This window comes from Arthrobacter globiformis (assembly GCF_030817195.1).
Taxonomy (GTDB): Bacteria; Actinomycetota; Actinomycetes; order Actinomycetales; family Micrococcaceae; genus Arthrobacter; species Arthrobacter globiformis_D.
The window spans coordinates 881,676-898,144 of the sequence record NZ_JAUSYZ010000001.1; the positions used below are offsets into that span (position 1 = coordinate 881,676).

Sequence of the window (16,469 nt, forward strand, 5' to 3'; positions counted from 1 at the left end):
TCCAGCGAGTCATCACATTCACCCAACCAACGTCCCTGGGCAGTACACCTAGGACCGGCTGCCCCGGCTAAACGGCTTAGAGTCCTGCGCGGGCCTCTTCCGGACCCTCGTGCTTCCACCAGGTGTCGAAGATGCTGACCGGAACGGTGCGCTTGTGCCGGGTCCGCAGGTACTTCTGTTCGATCAGCTCTGCCGCGCTGTCGCCCACGTCGCGGCCCTCGAGGTAGTCGTCGATCTGGTCGTAGCTCAGGCCCAGTTCGTCCTCGTCGGTGCGGCCGGGCCTGTCGTCCAGGAGGTCGGCCGTGGGCACCTTCTTCCACACCCGCTCCGGGGCGCCGAGGTGCTCCAGCAGGGCACGGTTCTGCCGCTTGTTCAGGCCGAACAACGGCAGGATGTCGGCGCCGCCGTCGCCGTACTTGGTGAAGAACCCGGTGACGGATTCAGCGCCGTGGTCGGTGCCGATGACGAGGTAGTTGTGCTCCCCGGCAAGGGCGTACTGGGCAATCATGCGCGTGCGGGCCTTGGTGTTGCCCTTGTGGAAGTCGGAGATCCCGTCGCCGACAGTCTTTTCGAACTCCTCCTCGAAGCCGTCGACGGCGGCGGAGATGTTGAAGGTCCACTCCTTGGAGGCTTTGATGAAGTCCAGGGCCGCCTGCGCGTCCTCCTCGTCGTGCTGGACGCCGTAGGGAAGGCGGACCGCCACGAACTGCGCATCCGTGCCCTCTGCCTGCAGCTCATCGACCGCGAGCTGGGCGAGCCGCCCGGCGAGCGACGAGTCGAGGCCGCCGGAGATGCCCAGGACAAAGCCCCTGGTGCCGGTGGCCTTCAAGTACTCCTTGAGGAAAGTGACGCGTTTGCGCACCTCCTCTGCGGGTTCGATCCGGGGCTGGACGCCCATTTCTTCGATGATCTTGGCTTGGAGTGTGCGCATGTGACACAGCCTAGCCAGCCCGATCCGCACCGCTCAACTGTTTCCGCCCGAGTCCGTTCGCGCTCTGTGCCCCGCCGCTCGGACAGGCGTACCGTATGGCTCATGGAGAGTACAGGGTGCGTGGTGGTGGGCGGCGGGCCGGCCGGCATGATGCTGGGCCTCCTGCTGGCGCGGGCCGGCGTCGAGGTCACCGTCCTCGAAAAACACGGCGACTTCCTCCGTGACTTCCGCGGCGATACCGTCCACGCTTCCACTATCCGGCTCATCGATGAACTCGGCCTCGGCAGCGAGTTCCGCGGGTTGCCGCAAAGCCGGCTGCGCAACGTGGCCTTCCCGACGCCCGGTGGCGGCCTGGTCACGCTGGGAAATTTCGCCGCGCTTCGGCCGCCGTACAACTACATTGCCATGATGCCCCAGTGGGACTTCCTGAACTTCCTCGCCCGCGCCGCCGAGCAGGAGCCAACGTTCACGCTTTTGATGGAGCACAAGGCGAGGTCCCTCATGTCCGACGGCGGACGGGTCACTGGTATCCGGTACGTCACCAAGGACGGCACCGAAGGCGCGCTCCGCGCAGACCTCGTGGTGGCCACGGACGGCCGGCATTCGGTGCTGCGCCAGGCGGCAGGCCTGAAATCGAAGGAATACCCGGTGCCGTTCGACACGTGGTGGTTCAAGCTGCCGCGGGCGGAGTCGGAGCAAGGGGAAGTCGCAGAAATCGTTCCCGCCTTCGGGGACCGCGATGCCGTGATCGCCCTGTTCCGCGACACCTACTACCAGATGGGCTACTTCGCCCCGAAAGGCGCCGGTGACCGCATCAAGAGCGAGGGGGTGGAACGGTTCCGGGAACGGATCGCCGCGCTGCGCCCGGACCTCGCCGACCGGGTCGACGCCATCGGGTCCCTGGACGACCTCCACTGGCTGGATGTCCGGCTGGACCGCCTGCAGCGGTGGTACATCGACGGGCTGCTGTGCATCGGCGACGCCGCGCACGCGATGTCCCCGGCCGGCGGCGTGGGAATCAACCTGGCCATCCAGGATGCCGTGGCTGCGGCCGCCCGGCTCGCGCCCGCGTTGCTGCGCGGGAAAGTCACGGTGGAGGATCTTGCGGCGGTGCAGCGGAGGCGGCAACTGCCCACGGTCATCATCCAATCCGTCCAGCGCCTCATGCACCGCGGCGTCTTCATCCCGCTCTTTAGCGGCAAGCGGTCCGGCCCGCCGGCTGCGGTGATGTACCTGGCCCAGCATGTTCCCGTGCTGATGGGCCTGCTGCCGCGGATGATCGCGCACGGACCCCTGCCTGAGCACGCACCCGCCTTCGCCCGGCGTGTGGACGCGGGGCCCGGCAAGGTACCCGGCACCGACTAAACTGGAGCCCATGACTGCCACCCCGGACTCGCTTTCCAACACCGCTGCCCGTGCCCGACTTCTGGAACTGATCAAGGAGCTCGCGGTTGTCCGCGGCAAGGTCACTCTGTCCAGCGGAGCCGAGGCCGACTACTACATCGATCTGCGCCGCATCACCCTTCACCACGAGGCCTCCAAGCTCGTCGGCCAGGTCATGCTGTCCCTGATTGACGACGCCGGCATCGACTTTGAGTGCGCCGGCGGCCTCACGATGGGTGCCGACCCGGTGGGCACCGCCGTCATGCACGCCGCCACAGACGCCGGCCGGGCCATCGACGCTTTCGTTGTCCGCAAAGCGCAGAAGTCCTATGGCATGGGCCGGCAGGTGGAAGGTCCCTCCGTCGAGGGCCGCAAGGTCCTGGTCCTTGAGGACACCTCCACCACCGGCGGTTCGGCCCTGACCGCCGTCGAGGGTGTTCGCAACGCGGGTGGCAACGTCGTGGCTGTCGCCGTCATCGTCGACCGCGACACGGGCGCCAAGGAAAAGATCGAAGCCCAAGCCGGGGTGCCGTACCTGTACGCCTTCAGCAAGGACGAGCTCGGGCTGAGCTGAGCCACCTGTCTTTGTGGACGGTACACCCCGGGTGGCCTAGTATTTCCGTACCCCGGATCAGTCCTTTCCTTTGGAGCACCCCGTCATGTACCCGTCGAAGCAGGCCCTGAGCAGTGTTGAGCAAGTCCAGAATCTCATTCTGGAGAGCGCCGACTTTGAGGACTTCCTCAATGAGCTTGCGCGGTACTCGGCGCACCAAGTGGCGGGCGACGGGGACGACGCCCTCTGCGGAATCACACTGCTGAGGGACCGCAAGGCGGCGACGATCGGCTGGAGCAGCGACTCCGCCCGCGAAGTGGACGAAATCCAGTATTCGCTGTCCCGGGGACCGTGCCTGACCGCGGCGGAGGAAGAACGGGAAGTCCACGTTCCGGATCTCTTCGAAGAAGACCGCTGGGGACCTGACTACGCCAATGCCGTGGCTTCCCACGGGCTTCGATCGGTGCTGTCGCTGCCCTTTAGCCTGCAGGGGGAAGCGAAGGCCGCGCTCAACCTGTACTCTGACGTGCCGCACAAGTTTACTGAGATTTCTGCGGCCCGCGCCCGAGGGTATACCCGAGAGATTTCCCAGGCCCTACGCCTGGCGGTCAGGTTTTCGCTGCACACGGACAGTGCGACGAATCTCCGCGCGACGTTGGAATCCCGGACCGTCATCGACATCGCCGTCGGCATTGTCATGGCGCAGAACCGGTGCAGCCAGGAGACTGCCGTCCGGATCCTGACTGATGCCTCAAGTCACAGCAACGTCAAACTTCGCGACGTCGCGGCATCGCTGGTGAACTCGGTGGGCGGCGCGGAGGTGCGTACGCACTTCGAGGAGCCCGGGAAGGTTCAGGCGGGATAGCGCCGCGGCCCGCTGCTTGTGCGGCCGCCCTGCGGGGGGATAGGCTGTCCGAGGTTGAGCCGTCGGCCATAGACACCCCTTTTTGGAGTACCTATGGACAACCAGCTTAATTCCCTTATTAAGATCAACGACGCCAACGGCACGGCGCGGATCGATGTCCGGGGGAGCCTCACCCAGGCGTCCCGCCCTGAGCTGATGCTCGAAATCCGACGCGTCCGCCGGATGGGTATCTCATCGCCCATCACTGTGGATCTTTCCAACGCCGCTTTCGTGGAGTCATCCGCGCTCGCGGGCCTTCGCTCCGACCTCAACACCCTCGACGCCGGCGCATGGCAGGTTTCCTCCCGTCCAGCGCCAGGAGTCCTGCTGGAGGTTTTGTCCAGCCGCGACACCGTGACTCAAGCCCGCGCGGACTTCACGGCGCTGACCGACCCGGCAGGGCTGACTGAGGCGCAGGTTGCCGCGGGATTCCGCCCCCTATCCAAGTATTCCTCTCACGAACTGCTGGCGGCGAGCGACTCGGTCTTCGCGCTGCTGGATGATCCCGCCGGGTGTTCCGGACAGGAACTGCTGGCCCGATACGAGGCGATCGGTGAGGAAATAGCCCGCCGGGAATCGATCGAGTCCGCAGGGCAGCACGCCGCACCCAGCTGACCAGGGGATGAACCTCACAGGGTTCGAACCGCCGATGGAACCGGAACTGTGCCTGCGGTTAGAAGTGTGCCTAGGGTAGTCCAGTGCCATATGAAGGGGCCGCCGGCCAGACGGGCCGGCAGAAGGCGCCGGGCGCAGACGCTGCCCGGTTCCTTCGGCGCGCCGCAGACCTGAAACGGTTCTCCCGCCGGACCTTCCTCTCCGGAGCAGGCGCGTCCACCATCCTTGCCGCGGACATGCTGTTCACGAAGCGCGTGCAGGAGGAACGGCAGGTCCACAAAATCCTCGTGGTCGAGGACGACTTCGCGCAGAGCTACTTCCCCCACTCCAGCTGGATCCTGTTCCCCGGCTACAAGACCAGCTGGGAAGAGGCCCAGTGGATCCTCAACTCACTCCGCGGCAGCCTTCGGCTGCGCGGCCAGCTCGCGGCGGCCGGGTATTCGAACCTGGGCCTGGACATCGACCAGTTGGTGATCGCCGTGATCGAGTACGTCCGGGCGAACAACCTCACCACCCTCTACTTCTACGGCCACAGCTTCGGTGGCATGGTGGCGACGCAGGTGGCCGCCCGCCTGCTGGAGCTGCACGGCGTCAAGGTTGAGCTGATCGTGCTCGACTGCAGCCCCTACAGCAAGTTCGATGTCCTGGACCAGAGCTGGTTCGACGGCGTGGTGTTCCTCTATGAAAGCGGCTTCCGGATCCCGTCCGTGCTGCGCGGGGGCTACGAGCTGGGGGAGCGGGTGGTCCACAAGGACGAGCGCACGTGGGGGCAGATTCTCGACCAGACACTGGAACAGCTGTCCCCGATCGCCCCCTCGAGCGTACTGGTCCAGACCGAATCCGCCTACATCTACCACTTTGATGCCACGCGCTTTGCGGGCCAGATCGGGGATACCCGGATGGCGTACATCGGAAATCCGCGGGACCAGACCGTCAACTACCAGACGGCCCGCGATTCGTGGGCGCGCACCTTCGCCGCCAACATGGTCTCGGCCGACCGGCAGACCACGGGGGCGCTGCCGGCCCACGCCAGTCCTGGCTGGAACCCGTTCGTGTACCGGCCCATCCTCGAGGACCTGGAGAACGAGATCTTCCCGCTGCCCGGAGGCGGCGGGAAGATGACACCGTTCTAGATCTGGTTCTTGAGGTCCGCCACGGAGTTCAGTACCTGGTTGGGGCGGAACGGGTAAGAAGCAATTTCGTCGCGCTGCGTGATACCGCTGAGCACCAGTACGGTGTGCAGCCCGGCCTCCATGCCCGCGATGATGTCCGTGTCCATGCGGTCGCCGATCATCGCGGTGGTCTCCGAGTGGGCATCAATCTGGTTCATGGCCGACCGGAACATCATGGGGTTCGGTTTGCCCACAATGTACGGTTCCCGCCCCGTGGCCTTGGTGATCAGGGCGGCGATGGCGCCGGTGGCGGGCATCGGGCCCTCCTTGGACGGGCCGGTGGCGTCCGGGTTGGTGGCGATGAAGCGGGCCCCGGCAAGGATCAGCCGGATCGCCATGGTGATCGCCTCGAAGGAGTACGTGCGGGTTTCCCCGAGCACCACGAAGTCGGGGTTCTGGTCGGTGAGGATGAAGCCGGCCTCGTGGAGCGCCGTCGTCAGCCCTGCCTCGCCGATGGTGTACGCGCGGTTGCCACTGTCCGGTCCGCCGGCAGACACCTGGTCCTTCAGGAACTGGGCGGTGGCCAGGGCCGACGTCCAGATGTTCTCCTCCGGGATTTCCAGGCCGGAGGCCCGCAGCCGGGCGGCGAGGTCACGAGGCGTGAAGATCGAGTTGTTGGTCAGGACCAGGAAGCGCTTTGAGGTGTCCACCCAGCGCTGGATCAGTTCCGCGGCGCCAGGTACGGCCTGGTTCTCATGCACCAGGACCCCGTCCATGTCGGTGAGCCAGCACTCAATTTCCTGGCCACTGCGGTAGACGGCCGCCGATGTCTTTACCTTGTCCGCTTCTGCCATGTCATTCCTTCGCCGAGATGTTTGGGTTCGGAGCCCAGTCTAGTGTTGAGGGGTGACGCAAACGCCCGGGACACCCGAACCCCAACCAGACCAAAACGAAACGCCGGAGCCAAAGCCGGAGGTCGGCGTCGGACCCTGGGACGGTGAATGGCCGGCAGGCGACCACTGGGATCCTGACCTCCTGGCCGACGGCGACCGGCGCAACGTCGTGGACAAGTACCGGTATTGGAAGCACGAGGCGATCGTCGCGGACCTGGACGCCAAGCGGCACGACTTCCACATCGCCATCGAGAACTGGCAGCACGACCTCAACATCGGCACTGTGGTGCGCACCGCCAACGCGTTCCTCGCCAAGGAGGTCCACATCATCGGACGACGGCGGTGGAACCGCCGCGGGGCGATGGTCACCGACCGCTACCAGCACGTCCGCCACCACCCCACTGTGGAGGACTTCGTGGCCTGGGCGCAGGGGGAGGGGCTGGCCATCATCGGGATTGACATCTTTCCCGATTCCGTGCCGCTGGAGACCTACGAACTGCCGCAGAAGTGCGTGCTGGTCTTCGGCCAGGAAGGCCCGGGGCTGACCCCGGAGGTCCACGAGGCGGCGGAAGCAACACTGTCCATCGAGCAGTTCGGGTCCACCCGCTCCATCAACGCGGGCTCGGCCGCGGCGATCGCCATGCACGCCTGGGTGCGCCGGCACGTGTTCGGCCAGCACGTCTGAACCGCCGAATCACAGTTTTGCCGCATTGTCCGAAACCCCGGACGGAACGTCGCGGCTTTCGGGTGATGCCGCTCACAGCCCGTGCTCAGATTGATTGAAAGGTTGGGGGACCTCGATCCGGTCGTCAAAGTGAGGAACAGCATGCAGGCCACAACAAAAACGGGATCAGGGCCGCGCGTTGAGCGCCGCTCCATCGACTTCGTCCCGGAAAACGAACGTCACGGTTCCCCGGCACAACAGTTCACCCTATGGTTCGGGGCGAACATGCAGATCACCGCCATCGTCGATGGTGCCCTCGCCGTCCTGTTCGGAGCGGATGCCCTGTGGGCGATCATTGGCCTGCTCATCGGCAACCTTCTGGGCGGGGCTGTCATGGCGCTGCACGCGGCCCAAGGCCCCAAACTTGGGCTTCCGCAGATGATTTCCAGCCGGGCCCAGTTCGGCATTCTGGGTGCTGTTATCCCGCTGGTGCTGGTGGTCATCATGTACCTTGGGTTCGCGGCCACGGGCACCGTCCTGGCTGGCCAGGCCGTGGACCAGATTCTGCACACCGGCACGCCGGCCGTGGGTATGGTCCTCTTCGGGGCGCTGACCATCCTCGTCGCGACGCTGGGCTACAAATACATCCACATGATGGGCCGCATCGCCACGATCGTCGGAGTGCTCGGCTTCACCTACCTCGGCATCAGGCTGCTCATCAGCCAGGATGTAGGAGCTCTCCTGGGGGCCGGGAGCTTCGAATTTCCCACTTTCTTGCTCGCCATCTCCCTCAGCGCCGGATGGCAACTGACCTATGGGCCCTATGTGGCCGACTACTCCCGCTACCTCCCCTCCGACACCCCAGCCCGCAAGACGTTCCAAGCGTCCTACTTCGGCACTGTGCTCGGTTCCCAATGGTCGATGACCCTCGGAGCTCTCTTCGCCGCCCTTGCTTTGCCCAAGGGGGAGAGGTTCCTGGACGGCCAGGTGGCCTTCCTCGGACACATGAGCGGCGGAGGCCTCATCGCTGTGGTCATCTACCTGGTCATCGTGATCGGAAAGCTTACGGTCAACACCCTGAACGCCTACGGCGGTTACATGACCATGCTGACCTCGGTGACCGCGTTCACCCGCAAAACGGGTGTGGCCACCTGGACGCGGTTCGCGTACGTCGTCGGCTTCATCGGGCTGTCCGTGCTTATCGCCGTCCTGGCGTCGCCGGACTTTATCGCCAACTTCAAGAACTTCGTGCTGTTGCTGCTTATGGTTTTCATCCCCTGGAGCTCCATCAACCTGGTCGACTACTACCTGATCTCCAAAGAAAAGGTGGATATCCCGGCCCTGTACGACCTGAACGGCCGCTATGGGCACTGGAACAAGACCGCCCTGATCACCTACGCAGCGGGCATCATCGTACAGATTCCATTCCTGGCCCAAGCCCTCTACACAGGGCCCATGACGAAGCTCCTGGGCGGTGCTGACATCTCCTGGCTCGTGGGGCTGGTCGTCACAGCCCTGGTGTACTACCCGCTGGCCAAGAGGAACTCCAACGCACCGTCCCACATGATTTATCCGGCTGAAACGGGGCAAGGAGCACTGGAACCAGTTGCGAATTCCGCACCCGCCAGCCCAGCCGTCTAGGCAGCACTGGCAGGCTCTGATGCATCTGCACGCGACAAACAGCATTGATGCCTGATGTGAGTGTCCCGGCCACACACGTGGCCGGGACACTCATCGGGTTAAGGGAAATCGGCCACGGATACCCAGCCTGCGCGATATCTCGCGGGCACAACGGTTCACCTCCGGAATCCACTCACGGGCAACGTCTTCAATCCGCATTGCCCGTTCCTCCGGCGTCTCGGCATCCTTGGCACGGCGCGCACCACCAGGAGGAAACGCCCGGTTGGAGACAGTCAATGTCACGCTGGCCACGGGATAGCGCTCCCGGTCCAGGACGGCAACAGCCACGGAAGAGTAACCAACAGTGATTTCATCCTGTTCCCACGCGTAGCCCAGGGACCGCGCCCGCGACAGCAAATCCTGCAGGGCTGGCAAGGACTGCGGCCCGTTGTCATTGCGAACCGTGAAGGCCTCCGGACCCGGAAACAAGGCGGCGACCTGGGCAGGATCCATCTGCGCCATCATCGCCCTGCCGCTGGCCGTCAGATGTGCCGGAAGCCGGACACCGGTGTCAGTCACCAGAGGCCGCTGGCGCGGAGCGCGTTCCTCGATGACGTAAACGACGTCACGGCCATGCATCACCGCAAGGTGGGCAGTACGACGGGTGCGCCCCACCAACCGGGCGAGCGGGTGACGGGCGATGCGCTGAAGAGGGGCCTGCCGTGAGTAGCCGGTTCCGAGTTCGTGTGCCGTGACGCCCAGCGCATATTTTTGTTCCTCCGGAAGATGGACCAGAAACCCGTCATCAACCAAGGCCGCGATCAACTGATACGTCGTTGACCGCGGCACTCCCACGTCACGGGCGATGACCGAGGCGGCCACTGGGCCGGCCTGTTCCGCGACGTACCTAAGAACGGCGAGAACCTGTACAGCGGCAGGGGCTTTGGGGCGCAGCGGTGAGCTACTCACTCTCCCAGAATACGCCCGGTGTCCGGCATACCGGACACCGGGCTAGAGACCTTCCGTCCACAGCGGCAGCGGCACCACGCTGCGGCTGCATCCTGATTCGTCCAGGACATGGCCCATGCGCTTGAATGTCCGGACCACGGCCTGCCGGGAGATGACCGCACTTCCCGGAGCCCGATCGGCCAGTTCGCGCTCGTAGGGCCTGGACTTGCAGGTAGTCACGGACCCACATGGTGACCAGCAGGTTCTGCGCCCCCAGAACCTGGGCGCTGAGGCGGCAGTTGCTGAGTGCCGCGAAGTAGTGGCCGACGTCGTCAACGTACTGCGCGGGGACGTTCAGGACCAAGGTGACTTCCCGCAGTCCCTGTTGGGCCGCCGTCGACGTATCGCAGCGCAACGCTATGTAACCTGTGGCGAGGAACCGCTCCACCCGCCGTCGTGCGGTTTGGGGCGAGACGCCGCATGCGGCACCCAGCTCCGCCCAGCTGGCCCGCCCGTCCTTGGCGAGCTCTTCCAGCAGTGCCGCATCCAGCCGGTCCGGAGCGTACGCAGGCTGCTCAGGCAGGGGTTCCGCCGATACCTGCCGGGCGCGTGCGGGTTCCAGGGTCCCGCTGCGCCATTCGGATGCCTGGCGGTACAGCTTCGTGACGAAAACAACCTCGCGATGCGTGACGCCGGGCAGCCCGGGGAAGGAGCCGGTGACTATGTCCATCAGTTCGGCGTGGCTGGACGCAAAGCAGTCCACAAAGAGGTCGTGCGAGCCGGTGACCAGCGAGACGGTGCCGAACGCCGGCTCGGCGCAAAGCCGCTCGATGAGCGCCTCACCCTCGCTGGGCGAAGACGACAGGTGGATGAATGCGGACCAGCCGGCACTGAGATAGCGCTGTCCGGGAGCCGGTGTGATCCATGCCTGACCTTGCTCCGCAAGGGCGCTCCAGCGCCTTGCCACCGTGGGCCCGGACAGGCCCAAGGCGTCCGCCACCCGGCTCCATTCCGCGCGTGGATTGATCTGGAGGGCATTCACGATTTCAAGGTCAAGCTCCGAAATCATGGCTGATTCCTTCAATATTTGCCGCTCCAGGTGAGTTTCGAACAATTTCTAAGCCAGTGTAAACGAAGGTCCTAACGTTGTGACTCGCATCACCGCAGGCAAATCCGCCCCGGACCACAAGGAATCACATGGCAAGCAAGACAGCACCTCCCCCGCTGGAGGTCAGCACGCGCAGGACCATTGCGGGAATGATCCTGGCAATGGCACTCATTGAGTCGCTCAGCGGGGTCACACAGGGATATCTGAATCCCATCCTGCCCGCGCTGGGACCCGTCTTCGGGATTGACGATCCCACCATCAACGGCATCTTCCTCATCTCCAACGTCAGCTTCGCCGTCCTGACCCCGATTATTTCGAGGCTTGGCGACAGCTACGGATACCGGCTGGTGCTGCGCTGGTCCACGGGTGTTGTGGCGGCCGGCGTGCTTCAAATGGCACTCTGGCCGTCGCTGTGGACGGTGACGGTGGGCGTCGTCATGCTCACCTGCGTTGTGGGCTTCATTCCGCTCATGATGGGAATCCTGCGGGTCAGCAGCCCATCCCGCACGCGCACCGGCGTGAGCGTCATGATCGGAATGCTCATGATCATGGTGGGGGCCGGCGGGCTTCTCGCGGGCATCATCGGTGTCACCGACCCGATGCTCGGCTTTTGGGTGGCAGTGCCGTTCGCTGTGGTCGCCCTCGTCTGCTCGTTCATACTGCCCGACGCCGGGATTCCGACGCGTGAGGGCATCGCCCTTGCGCCGTTGCTCGCTTGCTCACTCGGGCTGATTGGGTTTGTCGTGGCGCTCTCGATGGCGCCTGAATGGGGCTGGCTCGACGCCCGGACCCTTGCGGCAGGCGTGGCGGGGATTGCACTGCTGGTTTACTGGGCCAGGCGCGATTTCAGCTGCACCCAGGGCCGCAGGTTCATGGACCTACGGATGCTGTCGAATCCGCGGATCAGGGCTGTCTCGCTGGCCACCTTCTTCTTCGGTTTCGCGTCCATCAGCTACTTCGGCACTAACGGCATTTTCCTGCATTCCAACCCGGATATGACGGGTTACGGATTTGGTCTTAGCCCGCTGATGATCGCCATTGTCCTTGCGCTGGCCTCGGTACTTTCCCTGGCCTCCTCACTGCTCACGGCCAAGGCACTCAGGAAGTTCGGCGAACGGGCCACCCTCGTCTTCGCAGGCGTCCTGCTGGCGGGCGGTTTCCTGGTGATGATGATTGCCCACGGATCCCTCCCGGGCTATTGCGCCGGCTTCGCCATGTTCAACCTGAGCCTGGGGATGTACCAGGCGGGGACCCGGGCGCTGTCGGTCGAAGGCGTCCCCCTGGAGGAGACCTCGACGGCGGCCGGACTCAATGAGCTGGCATTGTCCGTCGGCATCGCCGTGGGGGCTGCAGTGGTCAAGCTCATCTCCTCAGCCTCGGCCGAGGCGGGGCACATAACAGAGGCCGGACTGCTGTCCATCTGCGGCGCCTTGGCAATGGCGGCTTTGATTGCCGCCGCCGCGAGTGCGGCCTACCCCACGCGCCAAGCTGCCGAGGTGGCGGCATGATCCCCGGACCAGCTGGCCACAGGCGAGGGGCCGCCGTCATTCCTGTATCCCGGGGCGATATCGAAACCGCCCTCGAGGCCGCAGTGGAGCGCTGGAAGCCGGAGATTCTGGATCTGAGCCACGCCATTCATGCGGATCCGGAGCTCGGCGGCCATGAGTTCCGTGCCGCCAAGCGGGTGAACCGGGTACTCCGGATGGCTGGGTTCAGCTTCGATGAGCCGCAGCCTGCACAGCCCACCGCATTCAGCGCGCGCTTCGGATCCGGCGCGCTTGTGGTGGCACTCTGTGCTGAATACGACGCGTTGCCCGACATCGGTCATGCGTGCGGGCACAACGTAAACGCGGCCAGCGCGGTGGGGGCGGCGCTGGCGCTGGCGGCCGTGGCCGACGAAGTGGGCCTCACCGTCAAAGTGCTCGGAACTCCCGCGGAAGAGACCACCGGCGGCAAAGTGGACTTGATAGACGAGGGCTTTTTCGACGACGTATCCCTGGCCATGATGGCGCACGCTGCGGCAACAGACGTCGTGGGTGGTTCGTCCCTGGCGATGTGCATGTGGGACGTGCTGTTCGAGGGGCGGCCAGCCCATGCCGCGGCGGCTCCTGCAGAAGGTATCAACGCACTCGACGCGCTGGTAGTCGCGCAGACGGCAATTGCCTTGGCACGGCAGCAACTGCCAGCGGGTTCGATCGTATCTTTGATCGTGACGGAAGGCGGGAGTGCCGTTAACGTCATTCCGGAGCGTGCCCGGGCCAACATTGAAATGCGGGCCGTCAGCACCGAGAACCTCCGGCTGATCCAACACAAAGTGAGGCGCTGCCTTGAAGCCGGTGCTCATGCGAGCGGCAGCACCCTTCAGGTCACACCCACGGGCAACGACTACGCAGAACTGCGTCAGGACGCATTCCTGTCAGAGGCCTACCGTGCAGCGATGACGGCCAGGGGCAGGGTCGTCACGTTCAGCGCCGAGCCAGTGGCCTCGACGGACATGGGAAATGTCTCGCAGCTCGTGCCGAGCATTCATCCTATGGTCGGCTACGACGTGAGGGGCTCCGCGCACCACACCGCCGAGTTCGCTGCCTTCGGTGCCTCCGCGGGTGCGGACAAAGCGGTGCTTGACGGATCGTTCGGACTGGCCTCAGCGGCATGTGCAGCGGCCACGGACCCGGAGCAAACTAGGCGGCTGCTCCGCCGAACGGTGGTGCAGTAGGGGAACCCGCAAGCGCAATGTGTTACCCGGCCGCGTGACGCGAACCACGGCCGGTGCAAAGAAATGGCTAGGATGGTTCCTAGCCGACGAGGTTCACTCCAGGGTCAACCCAACCCGCAGACGAAATCCGATTTAGGAGTCAGCATGCCCATTGCAACCCCAGAGATCTATGCCGACATGATCGACCGTGCCAAGAAGGGCGGCTTCGCGTTCCCGGCCGTGAACGTGACGTCCTCGCAGACGCTGAACGCGGCGTTGCGCGGTTTCGCGGAGGCCGAGTCTGACGGCATCGTGCAGGTTTCCACCGGCGGTGCGGCGTACTGGTCCGGTGCCTCGACCAAGGACATGGTTGCCGGGTCGCTGGGCTTCGCCGCGTTTGCCCGTGAGGTGGCCAAGAACTACAACGTGAACATCGCCCTGCACACGGACCACTGCCCCAAGGACAAGCTGGACGGTTTCGTGCTGCCGCTGCTGGCCGCGTCCGAGGCCGAGGTCAAGGCCGGCCGCAACCCGCTGTTTAATTCGCACATGTGGGACGGTTCGGCCGAGACGCTGCAGGAAAACCTGCGGATCGCCCGTGAGCTGCTTGACCGTACCGCTGCCGCGAAGATGATCCTGGAGGTCGAGATCGGCACGGTCGGCGGCGAGGAGGACGGCGTTGAGAACGAGATCAACGAGAAGCTGTACACCACGGTCGAAGATGCGCTGGCCACGGTGGAGGCGCTGGGTTCGGGTGAGAACGGCCGCTACATCACGGCGCTGACCTTCGGCAATGTGCATGGCGTGTACAAGCCGGGCGGGGTGAAGCTGCGCCCGGAGATCCTGAAGGACATCCAGGCCCAGGTCGGTGCGAAGATCGGCAAGGACAGCCCGTTCGACCTCGTGTTCCACGGCGGCTCCGGTTCCTCGGACCAGGAGATCGCGGACGCCGTGTCCTACGGCACGATCAAGATGAACATCGACACCGACACCCAGTACGCGTACACGCGTCCGGTGGCGGACCACATGTTCAAGAACTACGACGGCGTGCTGAAGGTCGACGGCGAAGTGGGCAACAAGAAGACCTACGACCCCCGCGTCTGGGGCGCCTCCGCCGAAGCCGGCCTCGCCGCCCGCGTGGTGGAAGCAACCCAGCAGCTCGGCTCGGCAGGCAAGACCTTCTAGTCATGTCCGACGAGTTCCGGAAGAACCTGTTGGGCCCCGAGCCCACGCTCCTGCCTGCCGAGACCGAGGTGTACCAGCACCTCGCGCTCGGCGCTGAGGCGCTGGACCTCGTGGAAAAGCACCCGACGTCATCGCTGTTGTGGGCCGTCCTGGCCGAGGAGGCATGGGCGGAAGGCCGCACCATTGATTCCTACGCCTACGCACGGGTCGGCTACCACCGTGGCCTGGACTCGCTCCGCCGCAACGGCTGGCGGGGTGTGGGGCCCATCCCGTGGGAGCACGAGCCCAACCGCGGCTTCCTGCGGGCGCTTTACTCGCTGGGCCGCGCCTCCGCCGCCATCAACGAGGCGGAGGAACCCGAGCGCATCGAGAAGTTCCTCAACGACTCGGACCCCAGGGCCAAGGCAGCCATCGAAGGCAAGTAATACAACATCCCCACCGCCTCCCTCGCTTCGCTCCGCTCAGCCAGGGAACCCTCGGCGGCGGCGCCCCGTATACGACGGCGGGCGGTCACCTTCTCCAAAGAAGGTGACCGCCCGCCGGCGTATGAGTTGGGCCCACGCCTGCCGGGTTCCCTGACCGAGCTTGCGAGGTTAGGGGGCAGGTGGGGACTTCTGCAGGCCGGTGCGGGCCATGGCGTCGGCGTAGGCAACCTGCATCTCGTCCAGGTACTGCTTCTGCCGCTCGGGGGATCCGGCGAAGGAGCGGCCGCTCAGCGAACGGACCTTATAGGTCTTCAGTCCGCGGCGCCACAGCAGGGGAACTTCGGTCTTGAGCAGCAGGCCGGCGAGGCGGTTGGCCTCGGTGCCGTGGGCAATGATGACCGAGGCGCGGGGCACCAGGGCCAGGACCTTCAGCAGCGGCTTGAGGCCGGCCTGGATCTGGTCGGGAGTGAACTTGCCGTTCGGCTCACCCGGCGTGTGCCACGGGTGCACGTTCCACGGCATGATGTATTCCGGCCGCAGGCCCAGCTTCCACTGGAGGCCCAGCATGCGGGTGGCGGCATCGTCGTCGCCCGGCATGATGAAGCCGGTGGGCGATGCCGTGCCGATGTTGGAGAAGAGGCTGATGATGCGGCATTCGTCGACGTCGTGGGCGGGGTCGACGTACGGCACCTGGGTGCCCGGCTTGGCGCTCTGCAACGTGTCGCAGAGCTCATTGACAGCGGCAACGTTGGGCTCGTAACGGCGCTTCAGTAGCTGTTCATGGAAGGATTCGGTAGCCAGAGCGGTCATATGGTGCTGTGTCTCCTGCAGGTGGGTCGCGCCGCCGCGCCACAGGCCGGCACGCCGCAGGCATGCCGAGTGCGGCGTGGTGTGAAATGAGATGTGGACCGGTGCTTGACCGATCCTTCCCAGTTTAGCAAGGCGTCCGAAACCGTGAGGCCCCGGCCCTGCGCGCCTCCGTGACGGAGCCGCGCAGGCGGGGGCCTGCAGGGAAGTAAGTGAGGGCTAAATCACTCCCAGGGCCGTTTGGTGGCGAGGCGTGCCCTCCCCGAGGGCCTCGCTGTTGCGGTGGGCGAGAATCCCGAGGAGGGATCGTTATAGGCGTCATTGAACTTCTGCCGGTCCCGGCGGTCAGGGAACGAGGTGGTTGCCCGGTGTGGAGCTCCGGGGGTGCGGGGCAGGGACCCGGCGTGGGTGACGCGGATGTCACCGGAATCTGCCGCACGGGCGGAATACCAAAAGCCATACTTTTGGCACCCATCCGCTAAACTTGGGTGGTAAGAGCCCCGGAACTCTTGCGTCCTTCCCCGGCCAGCGCCGCGGGTTCGGGCGGCGAATTCGGGGCATTCTCATGAACGGCGCCGACCTCCGGTTGAAGCACCTCGGTGATCCAGCCGGGCTAGGCCCGAACG

General features: G+C 65.1%; 16 protein-coding genes. 11 read left to right on the top strand and 5 right to left on the bottom strand.

From position 1 onward, the window contains the following. Positions 1–76 precede the first annotated feature (76 nt). The gene (gene nadE / locus QF036_RS04135) at positions 77–931 is read right to left on the bottom strand and encodes an ammonia-dependent NAD(+) synthetase (RefSeq protein WP_307099477.1); all 855 of its coding nucleotides are present in this window, start codon (positions 929–931) and stop codon (positions 77–79) included. Between the two features lie 102 nt (positions 932–1,033). Between nadE and QF036_RS04140 the strand changes: the two genes are divergently transcribed. The 5 genes from QF036_RS04140 to QF036_RS04160 all read left to right on the top strand — a co-directional run bounded on the left by QF036_RS04140 (position 1,034) and on the right by QF036_RS04160 (position 5,519). Next, positions 1,034–2,296, top strand: a complete 1,263-nt coding sequence (locus tag QF036_RS04140) for an FAD-dependent oxidoreductase (protein WP_307099479.1) — start codon at positions 1,034–1,036, stop codon at positions 2,294–2,296. Positions 2,297–2,306: 10 nt separating this feature from the next. Further along, positions 2,307–2,888 carry an orotate phosphoribosyltransferase gene (gene pyrE, locus QF036_RS04145; RefSeq protein WP_307099481.1) on the top strand — a complete coding sequence of 194 codons (582 nt, stop codon included), beginning with the start codon at positions 2,307–2,309 and terminating at the stop codon, positions 2,886–2,888. Between the two features lie 85 nt (positions 2,889–2,973). Continuing rightward, positions 2,974–3,732 (top strand): GAF and ANTAR domain-containing protein, encoded by a 759-nt coding sequence (locus tag QF036_RS04150; protein WP_307099483.1) that lies wholly within the window; start codon positions 2,974–2,976, stop codon positions 3,730–3,732. Positions 3,733–3,825: 93 nt separating this feature from the next. Then, positions 3,826–4,386: a hypothetical protein gene (locus QF036_RS04155; RefSeq protein WP_307099485.1), complete on the top strand. Its 561-nt coding sequence runs from the start codon at positions 3,826–3,828 to the stop codon at positions 4,384–4,386. Positions 4,387–4,469: 83 nt separating this feature from the next. Continuing rightward, complete coding sequence (locus QF036_RS04160) at positions 4,470–5,519, top strand: thioesterase domain-containing protein (RefSeq protein ID WP_307099487.1); 1,050 nt, start codon at positions 4,470–4,472, stop codon at positions 5,517–5,519. Here QF036_RS04160 and QF036_RS04165 read toward each other — a convergent pair. Continuing rightward, positions 5,516–6,352, bottom strand: a complete 837-nt coding sequence (locus QF036_RS04165) for an HAD-IIA family hydrolase (protein ID WP_307099488.1) — start codon at positions 6,350–6,352, stop codon at positions 5,516–5,518. The two genes, QF036_RS04160 and QF036_RS04165, sit on opposite strands and share 4 nt — an antisense overlap. A 52-nt stretch (positions 6,353–6,404) precedes the next feature. Between QF036_RS04165 and QF036_RS04170 the strand changes: the two genes are divergently transcribed. Then, the gene (locus tag QF036_RS04170) at positions 6,405–7,076 is read left to right on the top strand and encodes a TrmH family RNA methyltransferase (RefSeq protein ID WP_307099490.1); all 672 of its coding nucleotides are present in this window, start codon (positions 6,405–6,407) and stop codon (positions 7,074–7,076) included. A gap of 141 nt (positions 7,077–7,217) precedes the next feature. After that, positions 7,218–8,696, top strand: coding sequence for a purine-cytosine permease family protein (locus tag QF036_RS04175; RefSeq protein ID WP_307099492.1), 1,479 nt, complete (start codon positions 7,218–7,220; stop codon positions 8,694–8,696). A 90-nt stretch (positions 8,697–8,786) separates the two neighbouring features. On the opposite strand, the gene QF036_RS04180 is transcribed toward QF036_RS04175, so the two are convergent. Continuing rightward, on the bottom strand, positions 8,787–9,644 hold the full coding sequence (locus QF036_RS04180; RefSeq protein ID WP_307099493.1) for an IclR family transcriptional regulator: 858 nt from the start codon (positions 9,642–9,644) through the stop codon (positions 8,787–8,789). Then, the gene (locus QF036_RS04185) at positions 9,637–10,692 is read right to left on the bottom strand and encodes an Lrp/AsnC family transcriptional regulator (protein ID WP_307099495.1); all 1,056 of its coding nucleotides are present in this window, start codon (positions 10,690–10,692) and stop codon (positions 9,637–9,639) included. The genes QF036_RS04180 and QF036_RS04185 overlap by 8 nt, the downstream gene beginning before the upstream one ends. A gap of 128 nt (positions 10,693–10,820) precedes the next feature. Here QF036_RS04185 and QF036_RS04190 point away from each other — a divergent pair, with 128 nt between their 5' ends. The 4 genes from QF036_RS04190 (at position 10,821) to QF036_RS04205 (ending at position 15,036) form a co-directional block, all read left to right on the top strand. Continuing rightward, complete coding sequence (locus tag QF036_RS04190; protein WP_307099497.1) at positions 10,821–12,239, top strand: MFS transporter; 1,419 nt, start codon at positions 10,821–10,823, stop codon at positions 12,237–12,239. After that, on the top strand, positions 12,236–13,447 hold the full coding sequence (locus QF036_RS04195; protein ID WP_307099499.1) for an amidohydrolase: 1,212 nt from the start codon (positions 12,236–12,238) through the stop codon (positions 13,445–13,447). Before QF036_RS04190 ends, QF036_RS04195 begins: the two co-directional genes overlap by 4 nt. A gap of 144 nt (positions 13,448–13,591) precedes the next feature. After that, entirely contained in the window at positions 13,592–14,611 is a 1,020-nt protein-coding gene (gene fbaA / locus QF036_RS04200; RefSeq protein ID WP_307099501.1) for a class II fructose-bisphosphate aldolase, read from the top strand. A gap of 2 nt (positions 14,612–14,613) precedes the next feature. After that, positions 14,614–15,036, top strand: coding sequence for a DUF3151 domain-containing protein (locus QF036_RS04205; protein ID WP_307099502.1), 423 nt, complete (start codon positions 14,614–14,616; stop codon positions 15,034–15,036). Between the two features lie 168 nt (positions 15,037–15,204). Here QF036_RS04205 and QF036_RS04210 read toward each other — a convergent pair whose 3' ends face one another. Continuing rightward, positions 15,205–15,846 (bottom strand): uracil-DNA glycosylase, encoded by a 642-nt coding sequence (locus QF036_RS04210; protein ID WP_307099504.1) that lies wholly within the window; start codon positions 15,844–15,846, stop codon positions 15,205–15,207. Positions 15,847–16,469: the final 623 nt, after the last annotated feature.

Excerpts from the sequence above, each read along its gene's own strand:
- QF036_RS04210 (WP_307099504.1), bottom strand. The coding sequence starts at position 15,846 with ATGACCGCTCTGGCTACCGAATCCTTCCATGAACAGCTACTGAAGCGC.
- pyrE (WP_307099481.1), top strand. The coding sequence starts at position 2,307 with ATGACTGCCACCCCGGACTCGCTTTCCAACACCGCTGCCCGTGCCCGA.
- QF036_RS04165 (WP_307099488.1), bottom strand. The coding sequence starts at position 6,352 with ATGGCAGAAGCGGACAAGGTAAAGACATCGGCGGCCGTCTACCGCAGT.
- QF036_RS04175 (WP_307099492.1), top strand. The coding sequence starts at position 7,218 with ATGCAGGCCACAACAAAAACGGGATCAGGGCCGCGCGTTGAGCGCCGC.
- QF036_RS04205 (WP_307099502.1), top strand. The coding sequence starts at position 14,614 with ATGTCCGACGAGTTCCGGAAGAACCTGTTGGGCCCCGAGCCCACGCTC.
- QF036_RS04185 (WP_307099495.1), bottom strand. The coding sequence starts at position 10,692 with ATGATTTCGGAGCTTGACCTTGAAATCGTGAATGCCCTCCAGATCAAT.
- nadE (WP_307099477.1), bottom strand. The coding sequence starts at position 931 with ATGCGCACACTCCAAGCCAAGATCATCGAAGAAATGGGCGTCCAGCCC.
- QF036_RS04140 (WP_307099479.1), top strand. The coding sequence starts at position 1,034 with ATGGAGAGTACAGGGTGCGTGGTGGTGGGCGGCGGGCCGGCCGGCATG.
- QF036_RS04150 (WP_307099483.1), top strand. The coding sequence starts at position 2,974 with ATGTACCCGTCGAAGCAGGCCCTGAGCAGTGTTGAGCAAGTCCAGAAT.
- fbaA (WP_307099501.1), top strand. The coding sequence starts at position 13,592 with ATGCCCATTGCAACCCCAGAGATCTATGCCGACATGATCGACCGTGCC.
- QF036_RS04155 (WP_307099485.1), top strand. The coding sequence starts at position 3,826 with ATGGACAACCAGCTTAATTCCCTTATTAAGATCAACGACGCCAACGGC.
- QF036_RS04195 (WP_307099499.1), top strand. The coding sequence starts at position 12,236 with ATGATCCCCGGACCAGCTGGCCACAGGCGAGGGGCCGCCGTCATTCCT.
- QF036_RS04190 (WP_307099497.1), top strand. The coding sequence starts at position 10,821 with ATGGCAAGCAAGACAGCACCTCCCCCGCTGGAGGTCAGCACGCGCAGG.